The sequence below is a fragment of the Amycolatopsis thermalba genome (assembly GCF_023376025.1).
GTDB classification, from domain to species: domain Bacteria; phylum Actinomycetota; class Actinomycetes; order Mycobacteriales; family Pseudonocardiaceae; genus Amycolatopsis_E; species Amycolatopsis_E thermalba.
The window spans coordinates 4,738,764-4,758,355 of sequence record NZ_CP091196.1 but is presented as its reverse complement, the minus strand read 5'-3'; the positions used below and the strand labels follow the sequence as shown (position 1 = coordinate 4,758,355).

The 19,592-nt window shown below is 71.0% G+C and carries 14 protein-coding genes; 11 read left to right on the top strand and 3 right to left on the bottom strand.

Annotation, left to right across the window (positions count from 1 at the left end; translation table 11 throughout):
• Window positions 1–77 precede the first annotated feature (77 nt).
• From L1857_RS23065 to L1857_RS23050, 4 genes are all read left to right on the top strand, one after another.
• Window positions 78–731 carry a TetR/AcrR family transcriptional regulator gene (locus tag L1857_RS23065; protein ID WP_094007683.1) on the top strand — a complete coding sequence of 218 codons (654 nt, stop codon included), beginning with the start codon at window positions 78–80 and terminating at the stop codon, window positions 729–731.
• Between the two features lie 51 nt (window positions 732–782).
• Window positions 783–1,379, top strand: coding sequence for a GNAT family N-acetyltransferase (locus L1857_RS23060; RefSeq protein WP_094007682.1), 597 nt, complete (start codon window positions 783–785; stop codon window positions 1,377–1,379).
• Window positions 1,380–1,691: 312 nt separating this feature from the next.
• Window positions 1,692–3,518 carry a GGDEF and EAL domain-containing protein gene (locus L1857_RS23055; protein ID WP_094007681.1) on the top strand — a complete coding sequence of 609 codons (1,827 nt, stop codon included), beginning with the start codon at window positions 1,692–1,694 and terminating at the stop codon, window positions 3,516–3,518.
• Window positions 3,515–3,970, top strand: coding sequence for a peroxiredoxin (locus L1857_RS23050; RefSeq protein ID WP_094007680.1), 456 nt, complete (start codon window positions 3,515–3,517; stop codon window positions 3,968–3,970). The genes L1857_RS23055 and L1857_RS23050 overlap by 4 nt, the downstream gene beginning before the upstream one ends.
• Before the next feature lie 296 nt (window positions 3,971–4,266).
• Here L1857_RS23050 and L1857_RS23045 read toward each other — a convergent pair whose 3' ends face one another.
• From L1857_RS23045 to L1857_RS23035, 3 genes are all read right to left on the bottom strand, one after another.
• Complete coding sequence (locus tag L1857_RS23045; RefSeq protein ID WP_094007679.1) at window positions 4,267–5,712, bottom strand: cytochrome P450; 1,446 nt, start codon at window positions 5,710–5,712, stop codon at window positions 4,267–4,269.
• Window positions 5,713–5,977: 265 nt separating this feature from the next.
• Window positions 5,978–7,048, bottom strand: coding sequence for a ribonucleotide-diphosphate reductase subunit beta (locus L1857_RS23040; protein ID WP_249466292.1), 1,071 nt, complete (start codon window positions 7,046–7,048; stop codon window positions 5,978–5,980).
• On the bottom strand, window positions 7,045–9,843 hold the full coding sequence (locus tag L1857_RS23035; protein ID WP_249466289.1) for a ribonucleoside-diphosphate reductase subunit alpha: 2,799 nt from the start codon (window positions 9,841–9,843) through the stop codon (window positions 7,045–7,047). The genes L1857_RS23040 and L1857_RS23035 overlap by 4 nt, the downstream gene beginning before the upstream one ends.
• A 276-nt stretch (window positions 9,844–10,119) precedes the next feature.
• Here L1857_RS23035 and L1857_RS23030 point away from each other — a divergent pair, with 276 nt between their 5' ends.
• Genes L1857_RS23030 through L1857_RS23000 form a run of 7 tightly spaced genes read left to right on the top strand, consistent with a single transcriptional unit; the run spans window position 10,120 to window position 19,590 of the window.
• Entirely contained in the window at window positions 10,120–10,902 is a 783-nt protein-coding gene (locus L1857_RS23030) for a TIGR03084 family metal-binding protein (protein WP_116114841.1), read from the top strand.
• Window positions 10,899–12,590: an acyclic terpene utilization AtuA family protein gene (locus L1857_RS23025; protein ID WP_116114843.1), complete on the top strand. Its 1,692-nt coding sequence runs from the start codon at window positions 10,899–10,901 to the stop codon at window positions 12,588–12,590. Before L1857_RS23030 ends, L1857_RS23025 begins: the two co-directional genes overlap by 4 nt.
• Entirely contained in the window at window positions 12,587–13,735 is a 1,149-nt protein-coding gene (locus L1857_RS23020) for an acyl-CoA dehydrogenase family protein (protein WP_249466287.1), read from the top strand. Before L1857_RS23025 ends, L1857_RS23020 begins: the two co-directional genes overlap by 4 nt.
• A complete protein-coding gene (locus L1857_RS23015) occupies window positions 13,732–15,330 on the top strand; it encodes an acyl-CoA carboxylase subunit beta (RefSeq protein ID WP_205413419.1) in 1,599 nt (532 codons plus the stop codon). Before L1857_RS23020 ends, L1857_RS23015 begins: the two co-directional genes overlap by 4 nt.
• A 5-nt stretch (window positions 15,331–15,335) precedes the next feature.
• Complete coding sequence (locus L1857_RS23010; RefSeq protein ID WP_249466284.1) at window positions 15,336–17,309, top strand: ATP-binding protein; 1,974 nt, start codon at window positions 15,336–15,338, stop codon at window positions 17,307–17,309.
• The gene (locus L1857_RS23005) at window positions 17,306–18,463 is read left to right on the top strand and encodes an acyl-CoA dehydrogenase family protein (RefSeq protein WP_094007673.1); all 1,158 of its coding nucleotides are present in this window, start codon (window positions 17,306–17,308) and stop codon (window positions 18,461–18,463) included. The genes L1857_RS23010 and L1857_RS23005 overlap by 4 nt, the downstream gene beginning before the upstream one ends.
• A 41-nt stretch (window positions 18,464–18,504) precedes the next feature.
• Window positions 18,505–19,590: an IS630 family transposase gene (locus tag L1857_RS23000; RefSeq protein WP_094009240.1), complete on the top strand. Its 1,086-nt coding sequence runs from the start codon at window positions 18,505–18,507 to the stop codon at window positions 19,588–19,590.
• Window positions 19,591–19,592: the final 2 nt, after the last annotated feature.

Below are 19,592 nucleotides of genomic sequence, written 5' to 3'. Positions count from 1 at the left end.
CATGTGTCCCCATTATGCACGCGGTGCGTGCAACGGCAAGTGCATAGGTTAGACTCGCTCCGGACGGAAGGGGCGAGATGACGGGCCGCAGGCGTTGGTCGACCGAGGAGATCCTGGACGTGGCGGCGGAGCTGCTGCGCACGAGCGACGCCGAGTCGTTCAGCGTGCGCAAGCTCGCCGTGGCGCTCGGGACCGATTCCTCCAGCCTCTACCGGCACTTCCGCAACAAGACCGAGCTGCTGCGCGCGGTCGCGGACCGGATCCTGCTGGCCGCCGTGGAAGGTCATCGCCCCGAGGGGGACTGGAAGCAGCGCATCACCGCCCTGGCCCTGCGGCTGCGGGAGGCGTTCGGCCGGCACCCGCAGCTCGCCACGATCTGGGGCCGGTACGCCTCCAGCGGCACCGGCTCGCGGCTGGTCATGGAGGAGGTGCTGCAGGCCCTGCGCGCGGCCGGCCTGCCCGACGAGGAGATCCCCGCGCGCTACCACCGGATCGTGGTCCTGCTCGCCGCGCTGATCTCCGCCGACGCCGGCGTCCGCACGCTCACCCCCGAGGAGTACGAGCAGGGCGTGGAGCTGTTCCGCGTCGCGGTGCTGGGCGCCGACCCCGGACGCTTCCCCGCCCTGGCGCACTTCGCCCGCGACGTCCGGCCGCTCGGGGCGGACCGCGGCGCCGCGTTCGAGGACATCCTCGCCGCGCACCTCGCCCACATCGAGGCCGGTCTCGGCTGACGCGGCGGAAAGTCCCGTGCGGGCCACGGCGGCGGCGTGGATGATCGGGGGATGCAGATCCCTGCGGAGACCCTCTCGGACGGGGTGATCCTGCTGCGCCGGTGGTGGGCCGGCGACGCCGAGCTCCTGCACCGCCTGGTGAACGAGTCCCTGGACCACCTCGCGCCGTGGATGCCGTGGGCGGTGGACGGCTACACCGAGCGCGACGCGCGGGACTTCCTGACGCTGTCGCGGGAGAGCTGGCTCGCGGCGGAGACCTTCGACTACGCGATCGTCGCGCCGGACGGGACGCTCGCGGGCAGCTGCGGGCTGATGGCGCGCATCGGCCGGGGCGGGCTGGAGATCGGCTACTGGCTCGCGAAGGCCTGCACCGGCCGCGGCTGGGCCACCCGCGCGGCGCGGCTGCTGACCACCGAGGCGTTCCGCGTCGGCGCCAACCGGGTGGAGATCGTCCACGACGTGGCCAACCACCGCAGCGGCGCCGTCCCCGCCCGGCTCGGCTTCACGCGCCTGGAAGAACGCCCGACGCGGCTACCGGGCGGCACCGCGGCCACCGGGAGGGTCGCGGTGTGGCGGTTGACGGCGCCCGGCGGATCGCCGCTCGGGGTCGCCTCCCGCGCGGCCGGGCAGGGCTGGGGGAAGGTCTGATCCGAGGGCGGGGGACCACCACTCCCAGTTGCCTTCCCGGCCTCCGGACACCGCCTGGGGCACGGCTGATCTGTTGACCGCGCCTGGACGCGGTAGCCGAAAAAATCACCAGCGGTGACGACATCTACACTGATCATCACACGTTCGGCCGGTAGACAAGTCTGTCCGTGCGTGATGGCGTGGCATGACTCCGGGACGGATCCGGCCCGGAGTGGGCTTGTCGGCGCCCAGACCGGGCCTGACCTGGCCGTTGTCGTTCTCCGGAAGAGGTGGAGCGTGTCGGAACCTGGTGCCGCACCAGGGTGGGCGGACGTGGCCCGTCGCTGGGCCGCGCGGTTGGCTGACACGGACGGAGTATCACTTCCCCCGGAAGAGCTCGAACGACTCCTGCACGACTTCGCGCGGACCGCCGTCGCCGAGGCCGAAGCGGCCCGCGACGCCGCCCTGCGCCGCTTCACCACGCTCTACAGCACCGCACCCATCGGCATCGCGATGGCCGATCCGGACGGCACGATCGTCGAGGTCAACAAGGAGCTCGGCAAGTTCCTCGGGCACAAGCCCGACCGCCTGCGCGGCCGCCGCCTCACCGAACTCGGCTTCGACGACCGCGACTGCCAGAAGCTCGCCACCGCCCTGGCCGAGCTGGCCGAGACCGAGATCGAGGAGTTCGCCGACCGGATCCGCCTCGCCCACGCCGACGACGCGGGCGTGTGGGCCGACATCGTCCTCACCCGCCTGCCCGGCGACCGCCCCGGCACGCTGTACCCGGTGCTGATGGCCGCCGACGCGAACGAGGTCTACACGCTGCAGGAAACCCTGCGGCACCAGAGCATCCACGACTCGCTCACCGGCCTGTCCAACGCCTCCCGCTTCCGCACCCTGCTGGAATCCGCGCTCAGCCCGTCGGCACGCGGTCAGATCGCGCTGGTCTACCTCGACCTCGACGGGTTCAAGGTGATCAACGACGGGCTCGGCGCCGGAGTCGGCGACGCGGTGCTGCGCGGGGTCGCCAAGAAGCTCAAGGAAGCCTTCGCCGACCACGACGCCCTGGTGGCGCGGCTGTCCGGTGACGGGTTCGCCGTGCTGCTGCGCGGCGAGCTGACCCCGCCGCAGGTCATCGCCCTCGTCGAGACCGCGCTGGAGGACCTGGCCGAGCCGATCTACATCGGCGAACACGGCGTCGGGGTGAGCGCCAGCGCCGGGATCGTGGTGCGGGACGTGCGCGACGGCGGTGTCGAGGACATCGAGCGCGCCGCGGAGATCGCGCTGCACCGCGCCAAGGAGGCCGGCAAGGCGCAGTGGATGCTGTTCGACCCGGAGCTCGACGCGCGGGACCGCGCCCGCTACCGGCTCGGCGCGGAGATCGCCGGCGCGCTGGAGAACGGGCAGTTCGAGCTGATCTACCAGCCCACCGTCAAGCTGGCCAACCCCGACGAGATCGCCGCCGTCAACGCGGGCCTGCGCTGGCACCACCCGGAGCTGGGCGAACTGCCCGCCGAGGAGTTCTTCCCGCTGGCCGACACCACCGGCATGACGATCCCGCTCGGCAAGTGGCTGCTGACCGAGTCGCTGCGGGCGACCGCGCGCTGGCGCGAACGCTACGGCGACGCGGCGCCGGACGTGTGCATCCGCCTGCCCAACCGGCTCGCGATCGAACCGGACCTGGTGGCGATGGTCAAGGACGAGCTGGACCGCAACGAGCTGCCGGCCAAGGCGCTGCGGCTGTGCGCGGACCCCGCGTCGATCCTCGACCCGCGCGGCGAGGTGCTCGACTCGCTCACCGTGCTGGCCGACCTCGGCGCGAAGCTGGTGCTGACCGTGCAGGGTTCGGCGGATCTGGAGCTGATCCCGCAGCACCAGCTGTCGGTGCAGCACGTGATCCTGTCCGGCCCGGTCGTCGACGCGCTCGCCGACGGTGAGCCGGAGACCGCGGCGCGGCACCTGGACCAGCTGATCACGCGGGCGCGTGAGCTGAAGCTGCGGATCGGCGCCGAGGGCGTGCGCAGCCACGAGCAGGCCGAACGGCTGCGGCGGCACGGCGTGATCGCCGCGCGTGGCGCGTTCGTGGCCGAGACCGCGACCGGTGACGAGGTCGACCAGCTCATCGAGCAGCACACCGACGCGACGGTGACCGGATGAAGCCCGGTGAGATCGTCCCGGACTTCACGCTGCCGGACGAGCGGGGTGAGCCGCGCTCGCTGAACGGGTTCCTGGAGTCGGGGCCGGTGGTGCTGTTCTTCTACCCGGCGGCGATGACGCCCGGCTGCACCGCGGAGAGCTGCCACTTCCGGGACCTGGCGAAGGAGTTCGCGGAGGTCGGCGCGCAGCGGGTGGGGATCAGCCCGGACCCGGTGGCGCGGCAGCAGGAGTTCTCGGCGCGGCACGGGTTCGACTACCCGCTGCTGTCGGACACCGAGGGCGAGGTGGCGCGAACCTTCGGCGTGCGGCGCTCGTTCGGCCCGCTGCTGACGAAGCGGCACACGTTCGTCATCGACACCGACGGGCGCCTGCTGGAAGTGATCAAGAGCGAACTGCGGATGTCCGTGCACGCCGACAAGGCGCTGGAAGTGCTGCGGGCGCGCAGCCGCTGATACGGCCGTTCCCGAGAGATCCCGGCTGGCCCGGAACCTGGCGGCGCGCCGACGCCGGATGCGGCAGCCGTCTCGGCCTCATCGGGCGAAGGGCCGCGGACTCGCGTGCCCGAGCGCGGAACTCGCGTGCCCGAGCGTGGGACTCGCGTGCCCGAGCGTGGGACTCGCGTGCCCGAGCGTGGGACTCGCGTGCCCGAGCGTGGGACTCGCGTGCCCGAGCGTGGGACTCGCGTGCCCGAGCGTGGGACTCGCGTGCCCGAGCGTGGGACTCGCGGGCGTGAGCGGAGTCCCGCCAGTCAGCGCAGGCGCTGCAGGCGTACCGTCAAGCCGTCCACCGGGACCGGTAGCGACACGTAGTCCCACTTGATGCGGTATCCCTCGGGCACCGACCAGCGGTACGTGCGCAGCATCTCGTGCAGCAGGAGCTTCACCTCGTTGTTCCCGAAGTGCATCCCGATGCACTTGTGCGCCCCGCCGCCGAAGGGCATCCACGCGAACCGGTGCGACTTGTCCTCCCGCCGCCCCTCGGCGAACCGCTCCGGGTCGAACGCGCGCGGGTTCGTCCAGTGCTCCGGCGAATAGTGGTTCGTGTTGGGCGACACGCTGCACATCGTCCCGGCCGGGATGTAGTGCCCCAGCACCGATGTGTCCTTCACCGTCTTGCGCGGCAGCGACGGCACCGGCGCCGTCAGCCGCAACGCCTCCTTGATCACCAGGTCCAGCGTGGTCAGCTTCTCCAGCGCCGCCAGATCCGGCAGGTCGTCGCCCAGCGCCAGCGACTCCTCCCGCGCCCGCTCCTGCCACTCCGGGTGCTTCGCCAGGTGGTAGGCCACCGCGGAACTGGTGATCGTCGCCGTGTCGTGGGCCGCCATCATCAGGAAGATCATGTGGTTGATGACGTCGTCGTCGGTGAACTCGGCCCCGTCGTCGCCCCGCGCGTGGCACAGCGCCGAGAACAGGTCGGCGCCCTCGCTGCGGCGCTTCGACGGCAGCTTCTCGGCGAAGTACCGCTCCAGCACGCGCCGCCCGTGCAGGCCCGCCGCCCACCGGCCGCCCGGCACCGGCACCCGCACCAGCGCCGTCGCCGCCCGTACCGTGCCCACGAACGCCCGGTTGATCGCGTCGGCGTCCGCGCCCGGCGGCATGTCCATGAACACCCGCGAAGCGACGTCCAGCGTGAGCCGCTTCAGCAGCCAGTACAGCCGCGGCCGCTCGGCACCGGCCCACGCCGCCACACCCTCGCGCAGGACCGGCGCCGCCTGCCGCATGTAGCCGGCCAGCTTGTCGCGCGTGAACGCCTCCTGCATGATCCGCCGGTGCAGGTGGTGCTCCTCGAAGTCCAGCAGCATCAGCCCGCGGTGGAAGAACCGCTCGATGAAGAACTGCCAGCCCTCCTGCGAGAACGCCTTGTCCTTGTTCACCAGCGCGGCCTGGGTGGCGTCCGGGCCGGCCAGCACGACGATCCGCTGCCCGAACGCCCCCATCCACGACACCGGCCCGTACCGTTCGAACCGGTGCAGCGCGAAGTCCAGCCCGAACCGCATCGACTCGATGGCGTGCCCGACGACCGGCGCCCCCGCGTCGCCGATGACCGGCTCCAGCCCGCTGCCCGCGGGCGGGGCCGCCAGCTCCCGCACCGGCCACCGCTGGTCCAGCAGGCGGCGGTCGACGGCCCGGGGGAGGGGGATGGCGGTCAGGGGTGGAACACGTTCCCGGAACGCCCGGACGACGGCACTGGTCACGATGCGCCTCCTTGCGAAAACGTGGCTGATCACCACCGTCCCGCACCACCCCCTCACCCGGCAAGGGTGAATCTTCAAGGAGTCGATCGGCTTTCGTAGCGGTGCGGGTAGCGGAACCTCAGACGCCCCCTCGCTGTGGGATCGCCTCCTCATGAATGCCAATTCACCAACGTCGGCGCTGTCCTCGCGAGGGGACGTCTGAGAACCCGCGGCGGTGCCGGTTGCGCACGCCGGAGCACCGGGCTCCGCCACGGGATCGAGGTGATCAGTCCCAGGCGAGCGATCCACCCGTCTGGTACTCGGTCACCCGCGTCTCGAAGAAGTTCTTCTCCTTGCGCAGGTCCATCGCCTCCGACATCCACGGGAACGGGTTCTCGTTCTCGCCGAAGATCGGGGCCAGCCCGAGCTGCTGGGCGCGCCGGTCGGTGATGAAGCGCAGGTACTGCTCGCACAGCGCCGCCGACAGGCCGAGCATCCCGCGCGGCATCGTGTCCCGCGCGTAGGCGACCTCCAGCTCACACGCCTCGGTGAGCATCTCCCGCACCTCGGCCTGGAACTCCGGCGACCACAGGTGCGGGTTCTCGATCTTGATCTGGTTGATGCAGTCGATGCCGAAGTTCAGGTGGATCGACTCGTCGCGCAGGATGTACTGGAACTGCTCGGCGATCCCCACCATCTTGTTGCGCCGCCCCAGCGACAGGATCTGCGCGAACCCGGTGTAGAACCACATGCCCTCGAAGACCACGTAGAAGGCCACCAGATCGCGCAGGAAGTCCTGGTCCGCGGCCGCGGTGCCGGTCGCGAAGTCCGGGTTCTCCAGGTTCCGCGTGTACTTCAGCGCCCACGCGTCCTTGTCGGTGATGGACGGGACCTCGCGGTAGGCGTTGAACAGCTCGCCCTCGTCCAGGCCCAGGCTTTCGCAGATGTACTGGAAGGTGTGCGTGTGCACGGCCTCCTCGAACGCCTGGCGCAGCAGGTACTGGCGGCACTCCGGGTTGGTGATCTGCCGGTACACCGCCAGCACCAGGTTGTTCGCCACCAGCGACTCGGCCGTGGCGAAGAAGCCGAGGTTGCGCTTGACCATGCGGCGCTCGTCCTCGGTCAGCCCGTCCGGCGACTTCCACAGCGCGATGTCGGCCTGCATCGCCACCTCGGTCGGCATCCAGTGGTTGCTGCAGCCGGCCAGGTACTTCTCCCACGCCCAGTGGTACTTCAGCGGCAGCAGCTGGTTGACGTCCGCGCGGGCGTTGATCATCGCCTTGTCGTCGACGCTGACCCGCTCCGCGCCGCGGCTGATCGCGCCGAGCCCGGTCGCGTCGGTTTCGGTGGTGGTCACTGGCAGGCCTCGCAGTCGGGGTCGTCGATCCGGCAGGCGGCGAACTCGGGTTCCGGAACCGCAGCGGGCACGGCGGCCGGAACGGTGGCGGGCACCGCGTTGAGCTTGCCGTCCGTGCCGCGCAGCGTGCTCTTCTCCACGCTCGTGGCGGCCTTGGCCCGCAGGTAGTAGGTCGTCTTCAGGCCCTTGTGCCACGCGTACCGGTACAGCTCGTCCAGCTTGCGGCCGCTCGGCGCGGCGATGTAGAGGTTGAGCGACTGGGCCTGGTCGATCCACTTCTGCCGGCGCGAGGCGGCGTCCACCAGCCACTTGCTGTCGATCTCGAACGCGGTCGCGTAGAGCCGCTTCAGATCGGCCGGCACCCGGTCGATCCGGGCGAGGCTGCCGTCGAAGTACTTCAGGTCGGCCACCATCGCCTCGTCCCACAGGCCGCGCTCCTTCAGCGCCGCGACCAGGTGCGGGTTGACCACGGTGAAGTCGCCGGACATGTTCGACTTGACGTAGAGGTTCTGGAACAGCGGCTCGATCGACTGCCCGACCCCGCAGATGTTGGAGATCGTCGCGGTCGGCGCGATCGCCATGACGTTGGAGTTGCGCATCCCGCCGCGCACCACCTCACGCAGCGCGTCCCAGTCCAGAGTGGACGACGAGTCGACGTCGAGTGCGTCGCCCTGGCGTGCGTCGGCCAGCAGCCGCAGCGAGTCCAGCGGCAGCACACCCTGGCTCCACAGCGAGCCCTCGAAGGTCTCGTACGCGCCCCGCTCCCGCGCGAGCTGCGCCGACGCCGCGATCGCGTGGTAGCTCAGGTGCTCCATGCTGCGGTCGGCGAACTCCACCGCCTCCGGGCTGTCCACCGGCAGGCCGAGCGTGAACAGCGCGTCCTGGTAGCCCATCAGCCCCAGTCCCACCGGGCGGTGCCGCAGGTTGGACCGGCGAGCCTCCGGGATGGTGTAGAAGTTGATGTCCACGACGTTGTCCAGCATCCGCACCGCGGTGCGCACCGTGCGCTCCAGCTTCGCGGTGTCCAGGCCCTCGGCGGTGACGTGCCGGGCCAGGTTGACCGAGCCGAGGTTGCACACCGCCACTTCGTCGGCGCTGGTGTTCAGCGTGATCTCGGTGCACAGGTTGGACGAGTGCACCACGCCCGCGTGCTGCTGCGGCGAGCGCAGGTTGCTCGGGTCCTTGAAGGTGATCCAGGGGTGCCCGGTCTCGAACAGCATGGTCAGCATCCGCCGCCACAGCTCCACCGCCCGCACCCGGCGGAACACGCGGATCTCGCCGCGGTCGGCCGCGGCCTCGTACTCGCGGTAGCGCTCGGCGAACGCGTTGCCGTAGAGGTCGTGCAGGTCCGGGGTCTCGTCGGGGGAGAACAGGGTCCACTGCGCGTCGGCCTCGACGCGGCGCAGGAACTCGTCGGGCACCCAGTTCGCGGTGTTCATGTCGTGGGTGCGGCGCCGGTCGTCGCCGGTGTTCTTGCGCAGGTCGAGGAACTCCTCGACGTCGATGTGCCAGGTCTCCAGGTACGCGCACGCCGCGCCCTTGCGCTTGCCGCCCTGGTTGACCGCGACCGCGGTGTCGTTGGCGATCTTCAGGAACGGCACCACGCCCTGGGAGGTGCCGTTGGTGCCCTTGATGTGGGCGCCCAGCCCCCGCACCGGGGTCCAGTCGTTGCCCAGCCCGCCGGAGTACTTCGCCAGCAGCGCGTTGTTCTTGTAGGACTGGAAGATCGCGTCCAGGCTGTCCTCGACCGTGGTCAGGAAGCACGACGACAGCTGCGCCCGGGTGGTGCCGGAGTTGAACAGCGTCGGCGTGGAGGCCATGAAGTCGAAGCTGGACAGCAGGTCGTAGAACTCCACGGCCCGGGCCTCGCGGTCGTCCTCGCGCAGGGCCAGGCCCATCGCCACGCGCAGGAAGAACGCCTGCGGCAGCTCGAACCGGGTGCCGTTCTCGTGCAGGAAGTACCGGTCGTAGAGGGTCTGCAGGCCGAGGAAGCCGAAGTCCAGGTCGCGGTCCGGGCGGATCGCGGCGGTGACGCGCTCCAGGTCGAAGCGCGCCAGCTCCGGGTCCACCAGGTCCAGCTCGATCGCCCGGTGCAGGTAGTCGCGGAAGTAGCCGGGGTAGTCCAGTTCGGCGTGCGAGGCCTGACGCGGCTCGCCCGCGAGGTGGCTCAGCGCCTCGCCGCGCAGCTTGTCCAGCAGCAGGCGCGCGGTGACGGCCGAGTAGTTGGGCTCCCGCTCGACCAGCGTGCGAGCGGCCATGATCAGCGCCAGGGCCAGCTCGTCGGCGCCGATCCCGTCGTAGAGGTTGCGCTCGGCCTCGGCCAGGACCGGCTCCGCCGTGACGTCGTCGATCCCGGCGACGGCCTCGCCGACGACGCGGGCCACGCGCTCGCGGTCCAGCGGGCGCAGCTCGCCGTCCGGGTGCTTGACGCGGATCGCCGCCGGGGCCGGGGCGGTCTCGCGGGCCTTGGCGTGCTCCTCGCGGTAGCGCACGTAGGCGCGGGCGACCTTGTGGTGGCCGCCACGCATCAGCGCCAGTTCCACCAGGTCCTGGATCTGCTCCAGGTGCACGGCGTCCCCGGTGGCGTGGCGGCGCAGCGAGGATTCGACCTGCGTGGTCAGCTCGTCGACGACGTGGTGGATCCGCGACGACGCGGCGGCCCCGTCACCCTCGGCGGCGAGGAAGGCCTTCGTCAGCGCGACGGAGATCCGGCTCGCGTCGAAGGGCGACGCCTCGCCGTCCCGGCGGATCACCCGCAGCGTTGCTGCCGGCGCCGGGGAGGTTTCCACAGACATGCATCACTCCGTTTTCGGGCGCGTTTCATCGGCACACCGGCCTGGCTGCCGGCGTGCTGGGGTGGGCACGACTCGTACCGGACGGGCCCCCGCTCGCTTCCCCTGGCGTCGGGCCCTGCCGGTGATCGAAGACTACATCTTGGGGTTGGCCTGTCCAGTGACCCCAAGATGCGGGCGTGTCGGCGCGGCGTGCTAGGCAAAACAATCAAGCGTGCTTGATTTTTCCGCTCCGGGGTGCCACGCTCGGCAACAAGCGTGCGCGAGGAGGCGGATGGCGTGGCGGACCCCGGACCGATCCTGCGGGACCTGGCCGACGAGAGCCGGGAACTGGACGACCTGGTGAGCGAGGCCGAGTGGTCGGTTCCGACCCCGGCGGAGGGCTGGACGATCGCGCACCAGATCGCGCACCTGGCGTGGACCGACGCCAAGGCGCTGATCGCGGTGCGCACCCCCGACGAGTTCCCGGCCGAGGTCCAGCGGGCCTTGGCCGCGGGAGAGGACTTCGTCGACCAGGGGGCGCGGGAACTGGCCGGAAAACCGCGCGAAGAGCTGCTCGCGCTGTGGCGGTCCGGGCGTGACGAGCTGGCGAACGAGCTGGCGCGGGTTCCGGACGGGCAGAAGCTGCCGTGGTACGGGCCGCCGATGAGTGCGGCGTCCATGGCGACCGCGCGGCTGATGGAGACCTGGGCGCACGCGCAGGACGTCTACGACGCGCTCGGCCTGCGGCGGGAGCCGACCCGCCGGCTGTGGCAGATCGCGCGGTTCGGGGTGCGCACCCGCAACTTCGCGTTCTCGGTGCACGGACTCGCCCCGCCCGCCGAGGAGTTCCGCGTCGAACTGTCCGGGGTGGACGGTGAAGAGTGGACGTTCGGCCCGGAGGACGCCGCACAACGCGTCACCGGGTCCGCGCTCGGGTTCTGCCTCGTCGTCACGCAGCGGCGGCACCCGGCCGACACCGACGTCGTGGCGGCCGGTCCGGACGCCGAGAAGTGGCTGGAGATCGCGCAGGCCTTCGCCGGCCCGCCCGGTTCCGGGCGGAAGGCGGGGCAGTTCGCATGACCGTGCTGCGCATCGGCAACGCCTCCGGCTTCTACGGCGACCGGTTCTCCGCCGTGCGCGAGATGCTCACCGGCGGCCCGCTGGACGTGCTGACCGGCGACTACCTCGCCGAGCTCACCATGCTGATCCTCGGCCGGGACCGGCTCAAGGACGCCACCCGCGGCTACGCCAAGACGTTCCTGCGCCAGATGGCGGACAACCTCGCACTGGCGAAGGAGAACGGCGTCAGGATCGTCACCAACGCGGGCGGGCTGAACCCGGGCGGGCTGGCCGCCGCGATCCGCGAGCTGGCGCGGGAGCAGGGCCTGGACATCGCCGTGGCCCACGTCGAGGGCGACGACCTGCTGTCCCGGGTGGACGAACTGGGACTCGGGAAACCGTTGACCGCCAACGCCTACCTCGGCGCCTGGGGCATCGCCGCGTGCCTGGAGCGCGGCGCGGACGTCGTCGTCACCGGGCGGGTCACCGACGCCTCGCTGGTCCTCGGCCCGGCCGCCGCGCACTTCGGGTGGGCGCGCGACGACTACGACGCCCTCGCCGGCGCGGTGGCCGCCGGGCACGTCATCGAATGCGGCGCCCAGGCCACCGGCGGCAACTACGCGTTCTTCACCGAGCACGACACCGGTACCCCTGGCTTCCCGATCGCGGAGATCGCCGCCGACGGCACCAGCGTGATCACCAAACACCCGGGCACCGGGGGAGCGGTGACCGCCGGCACCGTCACCGCCCAGCTGCTGTACGAGATCGCCGGTGCCCGCTACGCCGGGCCGGACGTCACCGCGCGGTTCGACACCCTGACGCTCACCGAGGAGGGCCCGGACCGCGTGCGGATCTCCGGCACCCGCGGCGAGCCGCCACCGCCGACGCTCAAGGTGTGCCTGAACACCCTCGGCGGCTTCCGCAACGAGACCACCTTCGTGCTGACCGGGCTGGACATCGAGGCCAAGGCCGCGCTGGTGCGCGACCAGCTCGAAGGTGCGCTCAAGGCCAGGCCGCCCGCGGAGATCCGCTGGACCCTGGCCCGCACCGACCACACCGACGCCGACACCGAGCAACGGGCCAGCGCCCTGCTGCACTGCGCGGTCAAGGACGCCGATCCGAAGGTGGCCGGGCGCGCGTTCAGCGGCGCGGCGATCGAACTGGCCCTGGCGAGCTACCCCGGCTTCCACGTCACCGCGCCGCCCTCGGACGCCTCGCCGTACGGCGTCTACACGGCGGCCTACGTGGACGCTGCCGAAGTGCCGCACGTGGCCGTGCTGCCCGACGGGTCCCGGCTGGACATCGCGCCCGCGACGGACACCCTGGACTTGTCCGAAGTGGATGATCCGGAGCTGCCGGAACCGTTGCCGGACGGGCCAACCCGGCGCCTGCCGCTGGGTACGATCCTCGGCGCCCGCAGCGGCGACAAGGGTGGCGACGCCAACCTCGGCGTGTGGGCACGCTCGGACGAGGCGTGGCGCTGGCTCGCGCACCACCTGACCGTCGCGGAGTTCCAGCGGCTGCTACCGGAGACCGCGGATCTCACCGTCCGCCGGTACGCGCTGCCCAACCTGCGCGCGCTCAACTTCGTCGTCGAAGGGCTGCTCGGGCAGGGGGTCGCGTCGCAGGCCCGGTTCGACCCGCAGGCCAAGGCGTTCGGCGAGTGGCTGCGCGCCCGCCACGCCGACATCCCGGAGGTGCTGCTGTGACCGACCCGTTCGCCACGCCCGAGCGGACCGCGCTGCGCAAGACCGTGCGCCGGTTCGTCGAGACCGAGGTGCTGCCGCACCTGGACGACTGGGAGCGCGCCGGTGAGCTGCCGCGCGACCTGCACCGCAAGGCCGGCGAGATCGGCCTGCTCGGGGTGTCGTTCCCGGAGAGCGCCGGTGGCGGGGGCGGGAACTTCCTCGACGCGATGACCGTCACCGAGGAGATTCTGTACGCGGGCGGCTCGGGCGGGCTGATCGCGTCGCTGTTCACCAACGGCATCGCGTTGCCGCACATCGTGACGGCGGGCGAGCCCGAGCAGATCGAACGCTGGGCGCGGCCGACGATCGAGGGCCGTCTCATCGGGTCGCTGGCGATCACCGAACCCGACGGCGGCTCCGACGTCGCCGGGATCCGCACCACCGCCCGCCGGGAAGGCGACCACTACGTCGTCAACGGCGCCAAGACCTACATCACCTCCGGCACCCGCGCCGACTTCGTGACCACCGCGGTGCGCACCGGCGGCCCGGGCGCTCACGGCGTGTCGCTGCTGGTCATCGAGCGGGACACGCCCGGCTTCACGGTCAGCCGCAAGCTGGAGAAGATGGGCTGGCACTGCTCGGACACCGCCGAGCTGTCCTTCGCCGACGCCCGCGTGCCGGTGCAGAACCTGGTGGGCGAGGAGAACACCGGGTTCATCCAGATCGCCACCCACTTCGTCACCGAGCGGCTCTCCCTCGCCGTGCAGGGGTACGCGACCGCGCAGCGCGCCCTGGACCTGACCCTGGAGTGGTGCCGCCTGCGGGAGACGTTCGGCCGCCCGCTGATCTCCCGCCAGCTGGTGCAGCACAAGCTGGTGGAGATGGCCCGGCGGACCGACCTCGCCCGCGTCTACACACGACACATCGCGCAGCGGTTCGTGGCCGGCGAGGAGGTCATCGCGGAGGCGTGCTTCGCGAAGAACACCGCGGTCGAGACGGCCGAGTGGGTGGTCAACGAGGCGGTCCAGCTGCACGGCGGCCTCGGCTACCTGCGGGAGTCCGAAGTGGAACGGCACTACCGCGATGTCCGCATCCTCGGCATCGGCGGCGGCACCAACGAGATCCTGGCGGGTCTCGCGGCGAAGAGATTGGGGTACACGGCTTGAGCGTGATCCGGTCCGGAGTGGACACAGGGAGCGCGGAGTTCGCGGCCAACCGGGAGGCGATGGCGGCCAAGCTCGCCGAGCTGGAGGCCGAGCACGCGAAGGCGATCGCGGGTGGCGGCGAGAAGTACGTCGAACGCCACCGCAAACGCGGCAAGCTGCTCGCCCGGGAGCGGATCGAGCTGCTCATCGACGAGGACTCGCCGTTCCTGGAGCTGTCGCCGCTGGCCGCGTGGGGCACGAACTACCACGTCGGCGGCAGCGTCGTCACCGGCATCGGCGTGGTCGAGGGCGTCGAGTGCATGATCGTCGCCAACGACCCGACCGTGAAGGGCGGCGCCAGCAACCCGTCCAGCCTCAAGAAGGGCCTGCGGGCGGCCGAGATCGCGGCGCAGAACCGGCTGCCCACGATCAACCTGGTCGAGTCCGGCGGCGCCGACCTGCCCACGCAGAAGGAGATCTTCATCCCGGGCGGGGCCACCTTCCGCAACCTGACGACCTCCTCGGCGGCGCGGATCCCGACCATCGCGCTGGTGTTCGGCAACTCCACCGCCGGCGGTGCCTACCTGCCCGGCATGTCCGACTACGTGGTGATGGTCAAGGAACGCGCGAAGGTGTTCCTCGGTGGCCCGCCGCTGGTCAAGATGGCCACCGGCGAGGAGTCCGACGACGAGTCGCTGGGCGGCGCGGAGATGCACGCGCGCACCTCGGGCCTGGCCGACTACCTCGCGCACGACGAGCAGGACGCCATCCGCATCGGCCGCGGCATCGTCAAGCGGCTCAACTGGCACAAGCAGGGCCCGTCGCCGAAACCGGACTACGCCGAGCCGGTGCTGGACACCCAGGACCTGCTGGGCATCGTGCCGACCGACCTGAAGATCCCGTTCGACCCGCGCGAGGTGATCGGCCGGATCGTCGACGGCTCCGACTTCGACGAGTTCAAACCGCTCTACGGCACCAGCCTGGTCACCGGGTGGGCCAACCTGCACGGCTACCCGATCGGGATCCTCGCCAACGCCCAGGGCGTGCTGTTCAGCGAGGAGTCGCAGAAGGCCACCCAGTTCATCCAGCTGGCCAACCAGTCCGACACGCCGCTGCTGTTCCTGCACAACACCACCGGCTACATGGTCGGCAAGGAGTACGAGCAGGGCGGCATCATCAAGCACGGCGCGATGATGATCAACGCGGTGTCCAACTCGAAGGTCCCGCACCTGTCCGTCCTCATGGGAGCGTCCTACGGCGCCGGGCACTACGGCATGTGCGGGCGAGCCTACGGGCCGCGGTTCCTGTTCGCCTGGCCCAGCGCGAAGTCCGCGGTGATGGGCCCGGCACAGCTGGCCGGGGTGCTGTCGATCGTGGCCCGCCAGGCCGCGGCCGGGCGCGGGCAGCCCTACGACGAGGACGCCGACGCCGCGATGCGCGCCATGGTCGAGGAGCAGATCGAGGCCGAGTCGCTGCCGATGTTCCTGTCCGGCATGCTCTACGACGACGGCATCATCGACCCGCGCGACACCCGCACCGTGCTCGGGCTGTGCCTGTCCGCCATCCACAATGGACCGATCAGGGGCGCCGAGGGCTTCGGCGTCTTCCGGATGTGAGTGACGTGATCGACAACGTTCTGGTCGCCAACCGCGGGGAGATCGCCCGCCGCGTGTTCCGCACCTGCTCCGCCCTGGGCATCGCCCGCACGGCCGTGTTCTCCGACGCCGACGCCGGATCCCCGCACGTCGCCGAGGCCGACGCGGCGGTCCGGCTGCCCGGCAACACCCCGTCCGAAACCTACCTGCGGGCCGACCTGCTGGTGGCGGCCGCGCGCTCGGCGGGCGCGGACGCCGTGCACCCCGGCTACGGGTTCCTCTCCGAGAACGCCGGGTTCGCCCGGGCCGTGATCGACGCCGGGCTGACCTGGATCGGCCCGCCGCCGTCCGCGATCGAGACCATGGGCTCCAAAGTGGAGTCCAAGCGGCTGATGGACGCCGCCGGAGTGCCGGTTCTGTCCGAACTGGACCCGTCCGCGGTCACCGAGGACGACCTGCCGGTGCTGGTCAAGGCTTCCGCCGGGGGCGGCGGCCGGGGTATGCGCATCGTGCGGTCCCTGGACGAGCTGGCCGACGCCGTGCGGAGCGCGAGCGCGGAGGCGGCCTCGGCGTTCGGCGATCCGACCGTGTTCTGCGAGCGGTACCTGGAAACCGGGCGGCACATCGAGGTCCAGGTGCTCGCCGACACCCACGGCACGGTGTGGGCGCTGGGGGAGCGGGAGTGCTCGATCCAGCGGCGGCACCAGAAGGTCGTCGAAGAGGCGCCCTCCCCGCTGGTCGACGACGCCATGCGGGCCGAGCTGTTCGACGCGGCGCGCAAGGCCGCGAAGGCGATCGACTACGTCGGCGCGGGCACCGTCGAATTCCTCGCAGTACCCCGCGGGACACCCGCACCCGGGGAGACGACGGCAGATTTCTACTTCCTGGAGATGAACACCCGCCTGCAGGTCGAGCACCCGGTCACCGAATGCGTCACCGGCCTGGACCTGGTCGCGCTGCAGATCCGGATCGCCGAGGGGGAGCGGCTGCCCGCCGAGCCGCCCCCGTCCCGCGGGCACGCCATCGAGATACGACTGTATGCCGAAGATCCGGCCGCCGGGTGGCAGCCGCAGAGCGGGACGCTGCACCGGTTCGAGATCCCGGGCGTGGACACGGAGTTCGCCCTGGGCGGCGAGGCCGGGCTGCGGCTGGACGCGGGTGTGGTGGACGGCTCCGTGGTCGGCGTGCACTACGACCCGATGCTCGCCAAGGTGATCGCGTGGGCGCCGACCCGGGCGGAGGCGGCCCGGCGGCTCGCGCGCGCCCTGGCCGGGGCGCGCATCCACGGCCTGCGCACCAACCGCGACCTGCTGGTCAACGTGCTGCGGCACGAGGAGTTCCTGGCCGGGCACACCGACACCGCGTTCCTGGACCGGCACGGGCTGGACGTCCTGTCCCGCCCGCTCGCGGATGCCGCCGCGGTGCGGCTGTCGGCCACGGCGGCGGCGCTCGCCGAGGCCGCGGCCAACCGGGCGTCGGCGCGGACCCTCGGCCGGCTGCCCGCCGGGTGGCGCAACGTGACCTCCGCGCCCCTCCGCAGGCGCTACCTCGCGGGGGCCACCGAGGTCGAGGTCGAATACCGGGCCGGTCTGCGGGCCGACGGCGCGGACGTGGTCGAAGCCACACCCGAGCGGGTCGTGCTCGACGTCGACGGGGTCCGGCGGGTGTTCACCGTCGGCCGGTACCCGGGGCTGGTGTGCGTGGACTCCGCGCTCGGGGCCGTCGACCTGGTCCCGGTGCCGCGGTTCACCGACCCGGAGGCCGCGCTCGCCGCGGGCTCGCTGGTCGCGCCGATGCCCGGCACCGTGCTGCGGATCGCCGTCGCGCTCGGCGACACCGTGTCCGCCGGCGACCCCCTGCTGTGGCTGGAAGCCATGAAGATGGAACACCGGATCACCGCGCCCGCCGACGGCGTGGTCACCGACCTGCCCGTGTCGGTGGGGCAGCAGGTCGAACCGGGCGCCGTCCTCGCCGTCGTCACCCCTGAGGAGCAAGCATGAACTTCGTCGAGTCCGAAGAGCGGATCGCGCTGCGCAAGGCGGTCGGCGACCTGGCCCGCGGCTACGGGCACGAGTACTACGTGAAGGTCGCGCGCAGCGGCGGCCACACCAGCGACCTGTGGAACGAGGCCGGGCGGCTGGGCTACCTCGGCGTGTCGGTGCCCGAGGAGTACGGCGGGGGCGGCGCCGGGATCGGCGACCTGGCCGCGGTGTGCGAGGAGTTCTGCGCGGCGGGCACGCCGATGCTGCTGATGGTGGTGTCCCCGGCGATCTGCGCCACGGTCATCGCCCGCTACGGCACCGAGGAGCAGAAGCGCTCGTGGCTGCCGCGGTTCGCCACCGGCGAGGTGCGGATGTCCTTCGCCATCACCGAGCCGGACGCCGGGTCCAATTCGCACCGTCTCACCACGACGGCCAAGCGCGACGGTGCCGACTGGATCCTCAACGGGCGCAAGGTGTTCATCTCCGGTGTGGACGAGGCCGACGCGGTGCTGGTCGTCGGCCGCACCGAGGACGCGAAGACCGGCAAGCTCAAGCCGGCGCTGTTCATCGTGCCCACGAACACGCCCGGGTTCGAGTACCGGCAGATCGAAATGGACCTCGTCTCGGCCGACAAGCAGTTCGGGCTGTTCCTCGACGACGTCCGGCTGCCGGCCGAGGCGCTCGTCGGCTCCGAGGACGCGGCGCTGGCGCAGCTGTTCGCGGGCCTGAACCCGGAGCGGATCATGGGCGCGTCGTTCTCCATCGGCATTGCCCGGTACGCGCTGGACAAGGGCGTGGCGTACGCGAAGGAGCGCAGCGTGTGGGGCGCGCCGATCGGCACCCACCAGGGCATCGCGCACCCGCTGGCGCAGGTCAAGATCGAGCTGGAGCTGGCCAAGCTGATGACCCAGAAGGCCGCCGCGCTGTACGACTCGGGCGACGACTTCGGGGCGGGCGAGGCCGCGAACATGGCCAAGTACGCTGGCGCGGAGGTCGCCATCAAGGCGGTCGACCAGGCGATCCAGACCCACGGCGGCAACGGCATGGCGTCGGAGTACGGGCTGGGCACGCTGCTCGCGGCCGTCCGGGTGGGCCGGATCGCGCCGGTCAGCCGCGAGATGGTGCTCAACTTCGTCGCCCAGCACTCCCTGGGCCTGCCGAAGTCGTACTAGTGTCCTGAGTCGTTAATTCGAGTTCAGCTGTAGGGTGCGGCATGCCGAATCCGAAGCTGCCTGAGTTGGCCTTGTCCGTTGATGAGGCACAGACGTTGCGGAACTGGGTGCAGCGGCGGAAGACGGCTCAGGCGTTGGCGTTGCGGTCGCGGATCGTGCTGCGGTGCGCCGAGGGCGGCTCGAACAGCGAGATCGCCGCGGAGTTGGGCGTCGGGCGCGCGATGGTCGCGAAATGGCGTTCCCGGTTCGTGGCCCAACGACTGGACGGCCTGGTCGACGAGCCACGTCCGGGGCGCCCGCGCACGATCACCGACGAGCAGGTCGAGGCGGTGATCACCAAGACGCTGGAGTCCACGCCGGCGAATGCGACGCACTGGTCGACCCGGTCGATGGCTGCGGAGTCCGGGTTGACCCAGACCGCGGTGACCCGGATCTGGAATGCGTTCGGTCTGCAGCCGCATCGCCGTGAGGCGTGGAAGTTGTCCAAGGATCCGTTGTTCGTGGACAAGGTCAAGGACGTGGTCGGGCTTTACCTCGCGCCGCCGGAGCGGGCGGTGGTGCTGTGCGTGGACGAGAAGTCCCAGATCCAGGCGCTCAACCGCACCGCCCCGATCCTGCCGATGATGCCGGGAACGCCGCAGCGTGCCACGCACGACTACACCCGCCACGGCACCTCCAGTCTGTATGCCGCACTGGACATCGCCACCGGCAAGGTCATCGGCCGGCTGCACGCGCGGCATCGTGCGATCGAGTTCAAGAAGTTCTTGATCGCCATCGACAACGAAGTACCCGCGGACCTGGCAGTGCATCTGGTTATGGACAACGTCTCGACCCACAAGACCCCGGTGATCAAACGCTGGCTGGCAGCTCACCCGCGGTTCACCGTGCACTTCACTCCGACCTCGAGTTCCTGGCTCAACCTCGTCGAACGCTGGTTTTCCGAGCTGACGACCAAAAAACTCCAACACGGCAGCCACACCAGCGTCCACGCGCTCAATCGCGACATCCGCGCATGGATCGAGACCTGGAACAACGAACCACGGCCCTACGTCTGGACCAAGACCGCCGACCAGATCCTTGACTCCATCGCACGCTACTGCACGCGAATTAATAACTCAGGACACTAGGG